The sequence below is a fragment of the Shewanella jiangmenensis genome (genome assembly GCF_018596335.1).
Classification (GTDB): Bacteria; Pseudomonadota; Gammaproteobacteria; order Enterobacterales; family Shewanellaceae; genus Shewanella; species Shewanella jiangmenensis.
The window spans coordinates 98,072-115,153 of record NZ_JAHEPS010000007.1; the positions used below are offsets into that span (position 1 = coordinate 98,072).

12 protein-coding genes, 1 tRNA gene and 1 pseudogene are annotated in these 17,082 nt (G+C 54.6%); 7 read left to right on the forward strand and 7 right to left on the reverse strand.

Annotation, left to right across the window (positions count from 1 at the left end):
- Nucleotides 1-165: 165 nt before the first annotated feature.
- The 3 genes from KJI95_RS15940 (at nt 166) to KJI95_RS15950 (ending at nt 3,077) form a co-directional block, all read left to right on the forward strand.
- Nucleotides 166-1,722 (forward strand): HAMP domain-containing sensor histidine kinase, encoded by a 1,557-nt coding sequence (locus KJI95_RS15940; RefSeq protein ID WP_214508180.1) that lies wholly within the window; start codon nt 166-168, stop codon nt 1,720-1,722.
- A gap of 132 nt (nt 1,723-1,854) precedes the next feature.
- Complete coding sequence (locus KJI95_RS15945; protein ID WP_349356751.1) at nt 1,855-2,322, forward strand: MGMT family protein; 468 nt, start codon at nt 1,855-1,857, stop codon at nt 2,320-2,322.
- Nucleotides 2,323-2,336: 14 nt separating this feature from the next.
- The gene (locus KJI95_RS15950) at nt 2,337-3,077 is read left to right on the forward strand and encodes a DUF3108 domain-containing protein (RefSeq protein ID WP_214508181.1); all 741 of its coding nucleotides are present in this window, start codon (nt 2,337-2,339) and stop codon (nt 3,075-3,077) included.
- A gap of 315 nt (nt 3,078-3,392) precedes the next feature.
- Here the strand turns inward: KJI95_RS15950 and KJI95_RS15955 are convergent, their stop codons facing one another.
- Nucleotides 3,393-4,199: a class II glutamine amidotransferase gene (locus KJI95_RS15955; protein WP_214508182.1), complete on the reverse strand. Its 807-nt coding sequence runs from the start codon at nt 4,197-4,199 to the stop codon at nt 3,393-3,395.
- A 240-nt stretch (nt 4,200-4,439) separates the two neighbouring features.
- Here KJI95_RS15955 and fadE point away from each other — a divergent pair, with 240 nt between their 5' ends.
- A complete protein-coding gene (gene fadE / locus KJI95_RS15960; protein ID WP_214508183.1) occupies nt 4,440-6,887 on the forward strand; it encodes an acyl-CoA dehydrogenase FadE in 2,448 nt (815 codons plus the stop codon).
- 274 nt (nt 6,888-7,161) lie between these two features.
- On the opposite strand, the gene KJI95_RS15965 is transcribed toward fadE, so the two are convergent.
- The 4 genes from KJI95_RS15965 to dnaQ form a co-directional block, all read right to left on the reverse strand.
- Nucleotides 7,162-9,138, reverse strand: coding sequence for a cation:proton antiporter (locus KJI95_RS15965; RefSeq protein ID WP_214508184.1), 1,977 nt, complete (start codon nt 9,136-9,138; stop codon nt 7,162-7,164).
- A 426-nt stretch (nt 9,139-9,564) separates the two neighbouring features.
- A tRNA-Asp gene (locus KJI95_RS15970) sits at nt 9,565-9,641 on the reverse strand.
- 132 nt (nt 9,642-9,773) lie between these two features.
- Nucleotides 9,774-11,012 (reverse strand): TIGR03503 family protein, encoded by a 1,239-nt coding sequence (locus KJI95_RS15975; protein ID WP_250885896.1) that lies wholly within the window; start codon nt 11,010-11,012, stop codon nt 9,774-9,776.
- Between the two features lie 59 nt (nt 11,013-11,071).
- Entirely contained in the window at nt 11,072-11,800 is a 729-nt protein-coding gene (gene dnaQ / locus KJI95_RS15980) for a DNA polymerase III subunit epsilon (RefSeq protein WP_214508186.1), read from the reverse strand.
- Nucleotides 11,801-11,887: 87 nt separating this feature from the next.
- Here dnaQ and rnhA point away from each other — a divergent pair, with 87 nt between their 5' ends.
- Entirely contained in the window at nt 11,888-12,358 is a 471-nt protein-coding gene (gene rnhA, locus KJI95_RS15985; protein WP_214508187.1) for a ribonuclease HI, read from the forward strand.
- A gap of 58 nt (nt 12,359-12,416) precedes the next feature.
- Here rnhA and KJI95_RS15990 read toward each other — a convergent pair whose 3' ends face one another.
- Both KJI95_RS15990 and KJI95_RS15995 read right to left on the reverse strand, forming a co-directional pair.
- On the reverse strand, nt 12,417-13,319 hold the full coding sequence (locus KJI95_RS15990; RefSeq protein WP_214508188.1) for a LysR family transcriptional regulator: 903 nt from the start codon (nt 13,317-13,319) through the stop codon (nt 12,417-12,419).
- 131 nt (nt 13,320-13,450) lie between these two features.
- Nucleotides 13,451-14,167, reverse strand: a pseudogene (locus tag KJI95_RS15995) (class I SAM-dependent methyltransferase); the annotation flags it as partial.
- A 175-nt stretch (nt 14,168-14,342) separates the two neighbouring features.
- On the opposite strand from KJI95_RS15995, the gene gloB reads away from it, so the two are divergent.
- Entirely contained in the window at nt 14,343-15,167 is an 825-nt protein-coding gene (gene gloB, locus KJI95_RS16000) for a hydroxyacylglutathione hydrolase (RefSeq protein WP_214508190.1), read from the forward strand.
- A 135-nt stretch (nt 15,168-15,302) separates the two neighbouring features.
- The gene (locus KJI95_RS16005) at nt 15,303-16,832 is read left to right on the forward strand and encodes a lytic transglycosylase (protein ID WP_214508191.1); all 1,530 of its coding nucleotides are present in this window, start codon (nt 15,303-15,305) and stop codon (nt 16,830-16,832) included.
- Nucleotides 16,833-17,082: the final 250 nt, after the last annotated feature.

A 17,082-nucleotide genomic window follows, 5' to 3' on the forward strand; every position in this document is an offset into this window, starting at 1 on the left:
TCAGAACTCAGTTCAAACTCAGACTAAACTCAAACAAAACTCAAAATAAGCCCAATAACTGTATATTTATACAGTATAGCTGGATTTTGCCATTTGCCAATCCTTTGGGAAGCGGATCTATGGGTGTATAATGAGAATAGTTTTTATTTGACAAGTCCCAGTTTCATGAAACTCCCCCATCACCCCGCGTTTGCCCGTCTGCAATGGCGTCTGTTCGGTTATTTTGGTTGCTCACTGCTGGTGATTTTGCTGCTGGCAAGCCTGATAGAATCGCTGGTGCTGCAACAACTGCTGATGCTGCCAAAAGAGACCCGACATCAATTGCAGCAACTGGCGCAGCAGGCCGAAAGCCTGGTGAAAGCCGGTGACAAGGCGGCGCTGGCGCGCTGGGAAGCGGCGCAGCCATTCAGTTTGCATGTGATTGATGCGAGGCTCGAGGGAGTCAGCGGCAGGCCCATTCACCCGCATTTTGTGTTCAAACTGCAGTTTTTACTCGGGCCGGAACAGGCTTTGGGTGATCGGGTACAAAAACCCCTGATAGGACTGCCGATTTACGCCAGTTTCGATGACAGTGGGCCACTGCTGCTGGCGGTGCAGCTTAATGCCGAGCTGCATCCGGCGCGGGATCTGCACTACAGCCTGTGGGCGATACGAGTGAGTGTGGGTCTGGTTTTGCTGTGGCTTTTCAGCCGGTTGCTGGGACATTACCTCATCCGGCCGCTGTCAACCCTGCAGCAGGGCACCCGGGCACTGGCCGGTGGTAATCTTAATTGTCGCATCGGTGAGCAATTTTCTACCGCCGAGCCGGAGTTTTATCAGCTGGCGCGGGATTTTGATGATATGGCGAGCGTTATCCAGCGCACTCTGGAAACCCAGCAGCGGCTTATCCGCGACATCTCCCATGAACTCAGAACCCCGCTGGCGCGGCAAAAACTGGCCTGTGAGCTGTTGATGGCCGACCTTACCCCTGAGCCCAGCAACAATGCAACAAACAAGCGCATGCTTGCCGAGACTAAGCCCAGCAAGAGCAAGCTTGAAGAGAGCAAGCCCGGCACGAACACACCAAGCCACTGCGCGCCGTATTTGCGGCGTATCTTCGATGAAAATCAGGGACTCAGCCAACTTATCGATACCCTGCTAAGCTACAGCCGCCTTGCCAGTGGTTACCAGCAGCCCAAGCCAAGCCGTTTTGACCTGCACACCCTGATGCAGACGCTGCTCCATAACGGCCATTTTGAAGCCACCAAGGGACAACAAATTCACTGGCTGGGGATTAAAAGTGCCACGCTTGGACCAGTGTCTGCTCCAGAGCAAGCGCCTGAGCCTGCTTGCGAGCCGCCCCTGATGCTTGAAACCGACAGCACCCTGCTGCACCGGGCGCTGGAAAACCTTATCCGCAATAGCCTCAAATACGCCGCGCCGCCCACAGGCGAGCCCTGCCGGATTGAGATAAGTGCCGAGAGTCATGATGACTGGCTGCGGATCCTGGTGAGCGACAACGGCCCGGGCATAAGCCGCGACAAACTCGAGACGCTGTTTCATCCCTTCACCCGCTTTGATGAGGCGCGCCATCAAAGTCAGGGCGGCTATGGGCTTGGGCTTGCGATAGTGCGCGAATGCATGCGGGTGATTGGCGGTGAAGCAAGCGCCACGCAAAGTCCGCAGGGCGGGCTGCAGGTATGTTTGATGTTGCCGCGGCGCTTTAAGGCGCTGGGCGCTTAACAAGCCCTAACAACGGCTTATTAACTAAGGCTTGGCGTGCGGGCGGCGGGCAGATTAGTATAGCCCCATGAAAGCATGCACAATTTACCGCACTTTTCCTGCGGCCTTATTGCATCTAACCCGGAGCAGCCCATGCGACGTCAGCGAGTCCAGATGATTGCCCCAGACGCCTTGCCTGCAGCGCATAAGCGCAGCAAGGCACAGGGCCGCCTGGCGCACGGCGCTGATAAAATAGATAGTGAAGCCGAAAGCGAAAGCAACAAATCGCTCTCACCGCAAAGAATTTGGCAGATTGTGACCCTTATCCCCGCGGGCAAGGTGCTGAGTTATGGCAAGGTGGCCGATCTGGCCGGATTGCCGGGCCGCGCCCGCTACGTATCCCGTGCACTCAAGCTGGCACCGGACTCACTTAACCTGCCCTGGCACAGGGTCATCAACAGTCAGGGCAAAATCTCCTTTGCAGTCAACACCCCCGCTTTTCGTGAGCAACAGGAGCTGTTGCGTCTGGATGGCGTGCAAGTGAACCAGGGCAAGATTGCGTTGTCTGAATATGAGTGGCAGCCTTGTCTGGCAACCCTGATGCTGCAACTCTCTTTTTAACGCCAAGGAATGTTATGCGTACATTTTTATACTCTCTTGCCTTACCTCTGCTGAGTCTCTCTTTTGGCACCACCGCAGCACAGCCTCAAAGTGCGCTCACCCCGTTCGAAGCCGACTACCGGGTGATGTATGGGGATATCGGGCTTGGTAAAGCGCACTTCAGCCTGCCCCAAGGCAAAGACAACTATTACGAATATCTGTTTACCAGCGAGCTGAGCCTGCTGATTTTAAGCGACGAGCGCAGCATCAAAAGTAAATTCCGCCTGACGGAACGTGGCCTCGAACCCATGGTGTTTAACCATCAGCGCACCGGCACCGGACCGGATTTCAGCGAGCAGGTGGCGTTTTTGAAAGACAAATCCATCGTGCGCAGCAACTACAAGGGCGAGCACGTGGAGCTGCCTTTTACCGACAAACTGTTTGATACCATGATGGTGCAGCTGCAATTCCGGATGGATTTGCTCGCCGGCAGCGAAAAGCTTGAGTATCACATGGTCAAAGACAACGAAGTGGATGAATACTCTTTCAAGCGGGTTGGGCCAGAAGCCATCACCATTGACGGCAAAACCTACAACACCCTGAAACTTGAGGTTATCCGCGACAATAACAAACGGAAAACCGTGGTGTGGATGGCGCCGGAGCTGGCGTATCTGCCGGTTCGTATGACCCACTTCGAAAAAGGCGATAAACAATTGGACGTGCAGCTGACCGGCTACCGCTTTACCCAGACGCCCGCAGCTGTCTCGGCAAATTAAAAGAGTTTATTTAATAAGTAAGGCTATCTGAACAGCGTTCTTTGCCGTAGCACGACAACAAAAAGGCCGGGATATACACCCGGCCTTTTTACTGTCTACTTTTCGTTATCGACTTAGTGTTGACTGTTTTTTGTCGTCTGCTTTTTGTTGTTTAAGTCAGTCAGGCACGCGCTGGCAATTCACGTTTAAGCAGTTCAAGTATGAGCGGTTCAAGTGTGAGCAATGCAGCTTGGCAGCGCAAACGCACAAATCAACACGCAACCTCAAAAAAACAGCCGCAAAACACGCGGCCGCAAACTGCGGTGAACGTCAGACTCAAGCCCCGGCGTCAGGCGCGCCAAACTGGCCGCCTGCCACTATCTCGCCTTTACAAAACAGCTGCCACTGCCCGGGCTGCATGATTTGCCAGGCCTCATTGCCGGTCAGTGGCCGGGTGGCTATTACACTCACCACATCGTCGGGGGTGGTTTCTTTGTCAAAATCAATCACCACTTCAGTATCAATCAATTTTGCCTTGCCAAACGGCGCCCGGCGGGTGATGTGACACAGGTTATTGGTGCAAAAGCTGAGCAGGTAATGGCCGTTGGAGAGGATCATATTAAACACCCCCAGCGCGCGAATGTCGTTGGCAAGACTCGCCACATAGGCAAACACCGCAGGCATATCACCGGGCCGCTCATCACCAAAGCGCTTAACCAATTGCTCCAGCAGCCAGCAAAAGGCCATTTCACTGTCGGTATCGCCAACCGGACGAAAACGGCGCAGCGCAAATTTCTCTTTGTAATCGGTCAATTGGCCGTTATGGGCATAAGTCCAGTTAAAGCCCCATAGCTCCCGGTCAAAGGGATGGGTGTTCTCCAGCGCCACACAGCCGCGATTGGCCTGGCGGATATGGCTGATAACAGTTTCGCTTTTGATGGGGTAGGACTTAATCAGCCGCGCGATGTGAGACTGGCTCGACGGACAGGCATCTTTAAAAGTACGGCTGCCCTTACCCTCGTAAAAGGTAATTCCCCAGCCATCCACGTGGGGGCCGGTTACCCCGCCGCGCTCGGCAAGGCCGGTAAAACTGAACACAATATCGGTCGGCACATTGGCACTCATGGCCAGTAATTCGCACATAACAAAGGCACTCAAAAAGACGCTCAAACAACAACTAACTGATTGTAACTTTGGCCCTTGGTATTGGGAATGGCACCGGCGCGGAAAATATTTAAACATTTGTTTGAAAAATGCTTGTATTCGGTGGCGCTTGGATTTACTTTTTTATGCGACACAGGTCTGACCACACACTATACTTGTGATCAGGATCGCTTGCATATGACCCGTCTGGAGAAGGGTTATGAATAAAGGAGAACGAGAGTGACTACCCTACTTTGGAGTATTGCGCTGCTTGTGGTGCTCGGAGCCTGCGCTTATCTGCGGGTTTCGCTGATGACCGCCACCGCTGCAGCTGCAATCGTAATGACCGCTGGATGGACCTTGGATGTTGTTGGCCTGTGGGGCGGCATCATCTTTTTGGCCCTCGCCCTGCCCCTGAACATCAGCAGCATTCGTCAGAGCCTGCTCACACGACCACTGCTTAAAGTGTACCGTGGCATCATGCCTGAAATGTCCTCTACCGAAAAAGAAGCCATCGACGCCGGTACCACCTGGTGGGAAGCCGATCTCTTTGCCGGTAACCCGAACTGGAAAAAGCTGCACAACTACCCGATTGCCCGTCTCTCTGCCGAAGAGCAGGCGTTTCTTGATGGTCCAGTGAATGAAGTTTGCCGCATGGTGAACCAGCATCAGGTGTCCCATGAGCTGGCAGACTTGCCCGCTGACGTGTGGCAGTACCTGAAAGACAATGGTTTCTTTGCGATGATCATCAAAAAGAAATACGGCGGCCTTGAGTTTTCTGCCTACGCCCAGTCACGCGTGTTGCAAAAGCTTGCCGGTGTGTCCAGTGAACTGGCCTCTACTGTTGGCGTACCCAACTCCCTGGGCCCTGGTGAACTGCTGCAGCACTACGGCACGCCCGAGCAGCAGGACCACTACCTGCCACGTCTCGCCAAAGGCCTTGAAGTGCCCTGCTTTGCCCTGACCAGCCCCGAAGCCGGCTCAGACGCAGGCTCTATCCCTGACTACGGCATTGTCTGCAAAGGCATGTGGAAAGGCGAAGAAGTACTCGGCATGAAGCTCACCTGGAACAAGCGCTACATCACTCTGGCGCCGGTTGCCACTGTGCTGGGTCTGGCGTTTAAACTGCGCGATCCTGAGCGTCTGCTCGGCGGCGAAGAAGAGCTTGGCATTACCTGCGCCCTTATTCCGACCGATGTGGAAGGCGTGGAAACCGGTCGTCGTCACTTCCCGCTTAACTGCATGTTCCAAAACGGCCCGACCCGCGGTAAAGACGTGTTTGTGCCCTTAAGCTTTATCATCGGCGGCCCGAAAATGGCCGGTCAAGGCTGGCGCATGCTGGTGGAATGTCTGTCGGTTGGCCGTGGTATCACCCTCCCATCCAACTCTGCCGGTGGCGTGAAAACCGCCGCGCTGGCAACCGGTGCCTATGCCCGCATCCGTCGTCAGTTCAAGCTGCCTATCGGTAAACTCGAAGGCATTGAAGAGCCAATGGCCCGCATCGGTGGCAACGCCTACCTGATGGACGCGGTAACCTCGCTGACCACCACGGGTATTGATCTCGGTGAAAAGCCATCGGTGATTTCGGCCATAGTTAAGTATCACCTCACCGATCGCATGCAAAAATGCGTTATCGATGCCATGGATATCCACGGCGGCAAGGGCGTGTGCCTTGGCCCCAACAACTATCTGGGCCGTGGTTATCAGGCAGCGCCTATCGCCATTACCGTGGAAGGCGCGAACATCCTTACCCGCTCGATGATCATCTATGGTCAGGGCGCCATTCGCTGCCATCCTTATGTGCTGGCCGAAATGGAGTCTGCGTTTGATAAAGACGCGCGTCAGGGTCTTAATAACTTCGACGCCGCCCTCTTTGGTCATATCGGCTTTACCATCAGCAACCTCATCCGCAGTGTGTGGATGGGCCTGACCGGCAGCCGTTTCTCCAACGCGCCCTACAGCGACAAAACCAAGCGTTACTATCAGCACATGAACCGCTTCAGCGCCAACCTGGCACTGCTGTCGGATCTCGCCATGGCCACCCTTGGCGGTAACCTCAAGCGTAAAGAGCGTATTTCAGCCCGTCTTGGCGATATGCTGAGCCAGTTGTATCTGGCCTCTGCCACGCTGAAGCGTTATCAGGATGAAGGTCGTCAGACTGAAGATCTGCCGCTGCTGCAGTGGGCTGTGGAAGATGCGCTGTTCAAGCTGCAAGCGTCTCTGGATGAGCTGCTGGATAACTTCCCGGCCGGTCTTGGCGGCGTGCTGCGCGTGCTGCTGCTGCCCTTTGGCCGCCCTATCAAGCGCCCAAGCGATGTGCTGGATCACAAGGTTGCCAAAATCATGCAAACCCCGTGTGCCAGCCGTGAGCGCCTCGGTCAGGGTCAATTCTGGGAAGCCTGTGATAACAACGCCGTTGGTGTGCAGGAACAGACCTTCAAGGACATCCTCGCCGCTGAGCCGCTGTACGACAAAGTCTGCAAGGCATCCGGTAAGCGTCTGCCCTTTATGTGGCTTGATAAAGTGGCCGGCGAAGGCAAAGCGCTGGGTATTCTGTCCGATGCCGAAATCGCCCTGCTGGAAAAAGCCGAGATTGGCCGCATGAAATCCATCAACGTGGATGACTTCGACCCAATCGAGCTGACCGCCATGACCAAAGCGCGCAGCAATCGCGAGCAGGCAGCATAAGCCAACCGCAATACCAATGAAAAAGGCGCCTAAGGGCGCCTTTTGTCTGTTCAGGGTTTTCTATCTTGAGTGGTCTACTCTCGGGGCACGGATACCAGCAATCATCAACGATATCCGGCCATCAACGCCGCATACATCCAGACTCAGGATCATGACCCTCGTTCAATTTCGTCGCTCAATGTCCTCGCTCAACATCCAGGGCATTAATACCATCAACTGAGTTACCACAGCTTGAGTCGTTACCATATTACTGCGGTACTCAAGCTTACTGAGCTCAGGCCCCGACGGGCTTGTTGTCGGGCGTATCGGGCTGGGGTGAACCACTCTCAGTGTTCTGCGTGTCGTCGCCCTCTAGCGGCGACTCGGTTTGCGCCAAAGCCTGCTGGCGCGCGTCCTCTTCGCGGGCGGCCTGATCACGGGCTTCTTTTTCCTGCTGCTCGCGCTCCTGTGACAGTTTGGCGTGCAGCTGCGCCTCAATCGGGATCAGGCTGATAAGCTCAATACCGGTGGCAGGGATTTCAGTAGAGGCGGTGATGATGTGCAGCCGCTCATTTTTAATGTACACCAGCGGCAACACACTATCGCCATAGCGGCGGGTGAACTCCACCATAGTAAAGCTTTCCCGCAGTGTGGTGCTTTTGAGGACCGCGCCCTTGGCCATCTGGCTGGCGATTTTGGCGTAAGACACCGCATCGCCAAACAAGCAAAGCCGTTTCATGTACTCTTCGGACGCGAGATGGCGGGCACTGGTCGCCCCTTCCATGTTATTCAGGCCAAAGACCTTCTCGGCGCCAAAATAGTCCTGATAATAAAAGCTCACCAGCGGGTTAAGTTGCCGGTAGGGCGAGACAATCAGTACCCGACCTATGCCGGTCAAATCAAGATACGTTTCAGCATGCTCAGAGGCGGGATTACCAAAATACACCGGAATATTGTCCATGCGCGCCAGACGAATGTTGTCCCAGTTGGTATCGGCAAGAATCACCTTAATATTCTTAGCCTTAAGCTGCTTGGCAAACTCACGTGAAAACGCCGATGCGCCAAACATCAACAGCCCCTGCGCAGGCTCCGCCTTCACCTTTAAAATGCGCGCCCAGGTGCCGGCGGTCAGGCTTTGAATAACCACAGTACCGATAATGATGGTAAACACCAAAGGCACAATCTTCTCGGCCCCCGGCACGCCCTGCTCTTCAAGCTTGATGGCAAAAAGCGATGACACTGCCGCCGCCACAATCCCCCGCGGCGCCATCCAGCTTAAAAACCACTTCTCGCGGCTGGTTAAACTGGTGCCTATGCCCGAAATCCACACGCACAAGGGACGCGCCACCAACATGGTGACCGCAAGTACGCCTATGCCGCCCCAGCCCAAATCGAGCATCGCCGAGGAATCAAGCCGTGCTGCCAGCAAAATAAACAAAGCCGAGATAAGGAGCACCGTCAGGGTTTCTTTAAATTCAAGAATATCGGCAATATCCACCCCGCGCATGTTGGCAAGCCAAATACCCATCACGGTCACAGTAAGGAGGCCCGACTCTTCCTGCAGCAGGTTTGAGCCGACGAAGGTGCCGAGCATCACGGTCAGTACCGCGGTGTTACGCAGATAATGTGGCAGCAGATCTTTACGAAGTACCCAACCCACCACATAGCCCATGGCAGCACCAAAACCAAAACCGAGCGCCAGAATTGAGGCAAAAGACGTCAGAATATGGCCAGTGGCATCCTGCGACGCAGCTATGTATTCAAACACCAGTACCGCCAGTACCGCGCCTATCGGGTCGATGACTATCCCTTCCCAGCGCAAAATACTGGCAAGCTGCGACTTGGGCCGCACGCTTCGCAGCATAGGCACAATTACCGTCGGGCCGGTTACCACCACCAGGGCACCAAAAAGCCAGGCCAGCGCCCAGTCAAAGCCCATAAAATAGTGAGTAGCAAGGGAGATTGCGACCCAGGTCGCCACCATGCCTATGGTGACCAAGTGGGTTACCATTCGGCCAATATCTTTGATTTCTTTAAAGTTAAGCGTGAGCGCACCTTCAAACAGAATAATGGCAACGCCCAAAGAGATAATCGGAAACAGCAGATCGCCAAACACGGCATCCGGGGTTAAAAAACCAAGCCCAGGCCCCAGCAACAGGCCGCACAGCAGCAAAGGTAAAATGGCCGGTAGCCTCAGTTTCCAACCCAGCCACTGGCAAAACAGCGACAGCACCCCAATCAGTGCCAGAATGCCGGTGATATGTTCAACCATAAAAGTGTCCTTGAACAGAATTCCATGAAATACAACAACCGCCGGGGCAGTCATCTGTGCCAGTTCCATCTTAACGATTTTTTAATGAACTGCCATCAGCTTGTACCGCACAGCGCCGCTTTAGCGCTAAAAATTAACAGCTTGATACAGCATAGCGCCAATTCATCAACAAAGATGACGGCGGAATATGGCAGCACATCACGGTACAGGCTTGCTGGTTTGACGCGGTCAAGAAAGCCACTGAGGCTGGGTTTATGGATGGTCACAGCAAGCGGGAACAAGCGAGTAGAGAAAATGATTGAGTAATAAGGTGCCAAGGAATTAGGAATGAAAAATGAGAACTGGGGAATGAAAATCAAGCGACAAAAACACAGGAGGGAAAAACAAAAAAGCCCAAGCGTTTAATAGCTTGAGCTCTTTTAGTATTGGCGGAGCGGACGGGACTCGAACCCGCGACCCCCGGCGTGACAGGCCGGTATTCTAACCGACTGAACTACCGCTCCCCAATCGGTGACGAAATATTACTGAGGCAGAATTCGCCGGTCAATGGCTTTTTTACACTTCCGCAATCAAGCGCGCAATTATTGAGCAGCACAAAATCTTAGCTCAGGTTTTCAATCAGTTGGCTGCCTGACTTAGTCATCTGGCAGGGTTAAATCTATGTCATCCAGCGTCTCTTTTACGCCCTTTTTGGCCTCTTCGGCTCGGGCTTCAGCGGCGGCTGCAGCAAGGGCCTTTTTCAGCGCCTGGCGTTTACGCCAGAAAATCAGTGCGCCAATGCCGAGCAGCAAGAGCACCAGATTCACGCCTATTAGTACCATCATGGCGCTTTCTTTGGCCTTGGCCTCTTCGGCGGCGGCGATGGCGGCCTCTTTGGCGGCAATCTCTTCCGGGCTTGGCGGCGGCGCCGGCGGCTCAATCAGGTTGAAAAACTGCTCCGGAAGACTGAGCACCACTTCGCGCCCGCCAAGGGTCGTGCTGAAGGCATCCCCCTTGATGCGATAACTGCCAAATTCGTGCGCATCCGGCAGGGTGAATTCGGTTTGCCCCTCGGTGAGCCCTGCAATACTCAAGGGCAGCTGTAAGCCCGCCGGCCCCACCATTTCAAGCTCAAGGTGAGTCTCTTCCAGCTTAAGCGCCTCGGCATTAACCTTGATATCAAGCTTGTAGGGCTGGGTGAGCGGATCTTCAGGTTCAATCAGCGACACTGAAATCGGATGAGGCGACAGTACAATTTCCGTTTCCTGCTCGCGCTCAAACACGTTGTTACGGGCCCGCACCATAAATTTATAGTGGCCCCAGGGCTGACTCAGATTGATTTTACCGGTGAACACCCCGTCGTCCGGCGCTTCATCGAGCGCTTCACCGTCGTCCTTATAACTTCCGACGGTAATAGTACCGGCGGCAAAGTTTTCATCTCCCGGCTGATGGTTACTCTCAAAACGGGCTGTCCACTCCACCAGATAATCAAGCCCGGGCATGCGAAGCCGCTCGTTATCGCCCATCAAGCGGGCAAAAATCTTCACTCGCTCGCCCTGAAACAGCGGCTGCGGCAGCGGGTCGATTTCAACCGACAATTTGCTCAGCATTTTAAGCGTTGAGCCTTCGACAACCCTTCCGGTGAGCTGCCAGGGCCCAGGCTGTGGATGCTCAATGCTGATGATGTCGCCGGTCACGCCATCGGTCCATTTAACCGTGTCGGGGTGACGATTGGCGTACCATTTACTGCCATCAGGCAAAATCACCACCACAGGCGCCGAGCCGTATTCGCGCTGCACCACCAGTGTCATGCTCTCGACCATATGGTCGATGCGAAAACGGTTTTTAAGCTCCCGCGCCTGCTCTTTGGGGACAGCATCTGCCGCCGGTGCCATGGTTGGCAATCCCAGCAGACCGAGCAACACGACTGCGCGCACTGTATTGAACAAGGTGATTATCCCCGCCAGAGGCATTTGCCCGATTTGCCTACCAAATCAAGCCGTTTTTCATGACATCCCTCTTCATCGGCCGTGGCGCGGACAACTTTAAGGGCAGGACGGTTGGCATCAAGACGAATGATGCCGCCATCGGACTGGCCGCCCTCATCGGCGTTCAGGTTAAACTTGGTCTGGCCGCCGGTCATGATGAGGTAGACGTCGGCCAGAATTTCGGCGTCGAGCAATGCGCCGTGGTAAGTACGGCGGCTGTTGTCTATGCCATAGCGCTTACACAGGGCGTCGAGGTTATTTTTCTGCCCGGGGTGTAAAAACTTGGCCACCGCCAGGGTATCGACCACGTTGCAGATGTCTTCAACCACCGGGCCACGGGGATTAAGCATCGAAAATTCGTGGTTAATAAAGCCCATATCGAACGAGGCGTTGTGTGCCACAAGCTCTGCGCCGTCGATAAACTCGATAAATTCGGCAGCTATCTGATGAAAGCGTGGCTCGTTGGCCACCCGCTCGTTGGTGATCCCGTGTACTGCAATCGCTTCTTCATCAATCAGTTGCCCCGGATTGATGTAGCGATGAAAGGTGCGGCCGGTCAGGCGGCGGTTGATGACTTCCACACAGCCCACTTCAATGATCCTGTGGCCAAGGTACACCGCCCCTGCCCCCTGGTTCATACCCGTGGTTTCGGTATCGAGAATGATCTGCCTTTCGGCGTTCGAAATGATATTCATAGGAAATTCTGGCCTTTATCAGGCAAAAAACAGTTATACTCGCGCCAAAGTGCGACTATGCCAAAACGCGACTATGGTAACAACTTGATGAGCGAACTGAAACAGATCCGGATTTACACTGATGGCTCCTGCCTGGGCAACCCCGGCCCCGGCGGCTATGGCGTGGTGATGATATATAAAGAGCACCGCAAGGAGTTATCCGCCGGATTTGCCCTCACCACCAATAACCGCATGGAGCTGCTCGCCCCCATAGTGGCGCTCGAGAGCCTTAAAGAGCCCTGCAACGTGGTTCTCACCAGTGACAGCCAGTATATGCGCCAGGGGATCACCGAGTGGATCCACGGCTGGAAGAAAAAAGGCTGGGTGACATCCAGTAAAACCCCGGTCAAAAATGTCGATTTATGGAAACGCCTCGATGCCGCCTCTGCCAAGCACACAGTAGACTGGCGCTGGGTTAAAGGCCATGCCGGCCATGAAGAAAACGAGCGCTGTGACACCCTCGCCCGCAGCGCCGCCGAAGCAAACCCCACCACGGTGGATGAAGGCTATACGCCGTAAACGCTATCTCGCGTAAGCCATTTGCCATGGCACTGCTCTACTGCAGCTCTATCAGGGCTTAAAACGGCGAGCGAATATCAAAAAAGTTCTGACAAAAGCCCACAAACGCCTCAGCAAGCGCAGTGGGCTGGCGGCTTTTATGGCGGATAAGATAAAACTGGCGCCGTAATGCAAGCCCCTCCACCTCCACAAGCGCCAGCTCCTTTCTGAGCAGCTCCCGCTCCAGCGCCAGATCCGACAGCACCCCAAGCCCGGCGCCCTGTTTGACCGCAAGCTTAATCGCATCGGCGGTGGAAAAACAAAACCGCGCCTCGGGGTGCAGCCCAAGCTCGTGGGCGGCGTTGACGAAATACTCCCGCGTGCCCGAGCCTTCTTCCCTGAGTACCCAGGGCTGATGACGGATGTCAGCGGCATTTACCACGGCATTGGCAAACGGATGGGCCGGATGGCAAAACACCTTAAGGCTGTCCTGATGCCAGGGGGTCACGTGCAAGCGCCTGTCCACGCAGTGGCCTTCAATAAAGCCAAGCTCCACATCAAAGTTGGCAACCTGCTCAATCACTTGCTGAGTATTGTGAATAGAGACATCTACCATGGCATCGTTATGCTGCTGACCAAAGGCCACCGCAGCGCGGGCAAGCAGATAATTACCTATGGTGGTACTGGCACCGACCTTAAGCTCACCGGCAAGCACTGAGGCTGCGCCGCTGAAAAGGCCTTCAATTTTTTGCGCCTGCTGCAGCAAATCCGTGGCAAGGGGCAAAAGCTGGGCGCCTTGGGCATTAAGGCTTAACCTGTTGCCGACCCGCTCGAAAAGCCGCACCGAAAGCTGCTTTTCAAGCTCGGCAAGCGCCATGGACGCCGCAGGGCTGGTCATGCCAAGAAGCGTCGCGGCACGGCCAACTTGACCGGCTCGGGCGATAGCTTCAAATACTTCAAGCTGCCGAAGGGTCATTTTCACCGGGTTTGTTCTCCCGTTGGGTTGCCCTGCAACTCAGCGCTGATTAACTCAGTGCTGATTAACTCCGCGCTGATCAACTCAGAGCAGATTAACTTAGAGCTGATTAACTCCGCGCTGATTAACTTAGAGCTGCTGTGCTTATTCAGGCTTCGGCTGCTGCGCCCGGCGCTGGTGGCCGTGGACCAACTTGGCTGTGACACTTTGCGTTTAACCCCAACAGGCGTAAGCGGAATATCAATTTTACGGGCCACCAGCAGATACAAACTGCCCGCGCCCGGCAGCCAGGCCTGCAATGCATCCTGCCAAAAGCCAAACCGCTCGGGCGAGCCAATCATGGGATGATAAAAAAAGCGCTCATCGCTGATGACCTGATAACCGAGCAGCCCCAGCCAATCACGCACCCGCGAGGGCAAAAAGAATCGTCCCTGCCAGGGAAAGCGCTCGCGATACGATGGCAGCAACTTGCCGGTAAAGAGTGTCGATAAGGGGTTACAGCCAACAATAAACAGGTATCCGCCACTGATAAGCAGCCGATCTGCTTCGCGAAGCACCCGATAAGGGTCACTCTCCTGCTCCAAAAGCAGGCTCATCAGCACCGCATCGATACAGGCATTCTGAAATGGCAATTGCGAAAAGCTCGCCTGCACCCCAAAGCCCGGCGCGCTGTCGAGGGTTATTTGATGGCCAATACTGCAATCGGACGAATCCAGACTCGCGGCCAGCGCCCCCAGTTTAAGCAAGTGATAGCCAAACACCTTGGGCCACCAGGGCGCCAGCGTCTGGTTTACGGCGTCCCGCACATGGGGATGAGCCGGTAAGGCTTGCCAGGGGCTAGTTTGCTCAACCATATCCAAAAGCGTATCTGAGTGGCGGGTGTCTGTAGCATATCTTAATTTTTCCGCAGATGTCAGTCAGATAGCCGTTAGCAGAAAGTTGAAAACTGTCGCGTTAACAGATTTTCACTGTACCTGACCAAGTCTTGATGCCACACTTCGGCCCGAATTCAGCGTTACGGAGGCACTTATGTTCAGCGTCAGTCCCATCAAGGCATTTCGCGACAACTACATTTGGCTCATCACACTGGCAGATAACCAGGCATTGGTGGTTGACCCGGGTGATGCGGCGCCTGTTATCGCTGTGCTGGAAGAGCGCGCCCTGACACTTAAAGGCATTTTGCTGACCCATCATCACAGCGATCACGCCGGTGGCATAGCTGCGCTTAAAGCCCGCGCGGCTGGGATGGCACAGTCTCTGACCGTCTATGGCCCAACGCAATCAAAGCACAGTGACCATGGCTGCCAGGACGGCGAGCGGATTGCTATCCCTCTTGCTGACAACAGTAGCCTTGGCGACAGCAAACCGGGCGATACGGCGGCGGATACCTTAACGTTGCAGGTGCTTGAAGTGCCGGGGCATACCCTGGATCACCTCGCTTTTGTGATTGATGATGCGCTTTTTTGTGGTGACACCCTGTTCAGCGGTGGCTGCGGCCGCTTGTTTGAAGGTACAGCTTGTGAGCTTTATCAATCACTTCAAAAGTTTGCAGCGCTACCTGACACCACTCGGGTGTTTTGCGCCCACGAATACACGGCCGCCAATCTTAAGTTTGCCCTGGCCGCTGAGCCCGATAATGCAGCGCTGACAGAATATGCCGCCGAGGTGGATAAATTGTGTGCAATGGGAATTCCAAGCCTTCCCAGCACCCTTGGCCGAGAACGCGCCATCAATCCATTTTTGCGCACAAATTCGCCAACTATCAGGCATTCGGTGGGCGATCGCTTCCAAAAAACGATCGATTCCGATCTTGAGTGCTTCACGCTTTTGCGCCAATGGAAAGACAACTTTTAACTTTTCGGGTACGATAGCCGCCAATTTTGTTCCACAAGGATTTGTTCCACAGCGTTCGATACACGCACACTCGTGCCGCGCACCAGCCAGGCAGGGCATCAGAATAGCAATAAAAAAACGAGGGTTGCTCTTTTAATGCGATATATCACTTACCTTTTAGCCGGGGGCGTTCTGGTGTTGTCCGGCTGTCAGAATACGGCCGTCACAACGACCGCCGAGCCCAAAGTGGCGAGCGAGCAGCCGCTTCTGGTGGACAAAATTCACCATGACGATCTGCACCACGATGAAGTGGTGACCGGATCAGAAGATCTCTGGAGCCGCATTCAAAACGGCATGCAGCTGGATCTGGAAAACGAAGCCTACATAGCACCGTATCGTAAGCGGCTGCTGGCCGATCCGAGGTTACTAGAGCAGATCTTCACCCGCTCCGAGCCGTTTTTGTACCACATAGTAGATGAACTCGAGCGCCGCGAGCTGCCGCTGGAGTTGGCACTGCTGCCCGCTATTGAAAGTGCCTTCGACCCCGAAGCCACTTCCCATGCCGGCGCATCAGGCCTGTGGCAATTAACGCCGCCCATGGCCCGCTATTTTGGCCTGAAGATGAACTGGTGGTACGACGGTCGCAACGACATAGTCGCCTCCACCAAGGCCGCCGCCGATTTACTCGAATACCTGTACGATAAAACCGGTAACAACTGGTATTACGCCATCGCCGCCTACAACAGCGGTGAAGGTCGGGTGCTGAGCGCCATCAAGCGCAACGAGCGTGAAGGGAAATCCACCGACATTTGGGCACTGCCACTGCCAAAGGAAACCCGCAAATACGTACCGAATTTGCTGGCCTTTGCCGATCTGATTAAAGATCCGGACAAATACGGCATTACCCTGCCCACTGTCAGCAACGAGCCTTACCTCGATGTGGTCGACGTCGGCAGCCAGATTGAGCTTAAGCTTGCCGCCGAGCTTGCCGAGTTACCTGTGTCCGAAATCAAGGCACTAAACCCCGGCTTCAACCAATGGGCAACGGCGCCCAAGGGGCCATTTCGTCTGGTGTTGCCTGTAGAAAAGGCCGAAAACTTTGTGGTAGCCCTGTCGCAGGTGCCGCCTGAAGAGCGGGTGCAATGGCGCAAATACGAAGTTAAGCGCGGGGAAAGCCTGAACATGCTTGCCAGCCGCTTTGGTACCACACCACAGGTACTCAAGCAGGCCAACAACATGAAAAACAATAACCTGTCAGCGGGTAAAACCCTGATGGTGCCGGCGAACAGCGCTACCGAATTGCTGGACTCAGCCACAACCCAGTTGGCCGCCAACAGCACCTATCAGGTAAAGTCCGGCGACAGCCTGTCGAAAATTGCCAAACAGCATCAGGTTAAAACTGCCGATTTGCTGCGTTGGAACGGATTATCGTCAGCAAGTGTCATTCGTCCGGGCCAGGTTTTGCAGGTCGCCAATGCGGCTACCAAAACCAGCGCCAGCGCAGGCGCAGCCAAAGCAAGCGCCATGACCTACAAGGTTAAGCGCGGCGACTCGCTGTCGGTGATTGCCGATAAATTCAATGTGCGGGTATCGGATTTGAAACACTGGAACCAGTTGTCAGGCAACAATCTGACCCCGGGCCAGACACTGACCGTGATGGTGAATTCATCCAAATCAGGCAGTTGAATGCGATAGCACGAGGCAGTTAACTTCTGGTTCCTGCTTAGCGTTAGGGTTCAGGGTTCAAGACTGTGCCAAACACTCAGCTCGGGACTATATAAAACTCAGTGCTCCGCCAGCAAAAAGCAGCCCCAGGGCTGCTTTTTCTTTAGCGCTGTTTTATAAGCTATTTTTCTATCGCTGTGTTTTTATCGGCGCGTTCTGATGAAGATCTTTTTAGACGATTTTTGTGCCTGGATTTTTTGATGAGCTTATT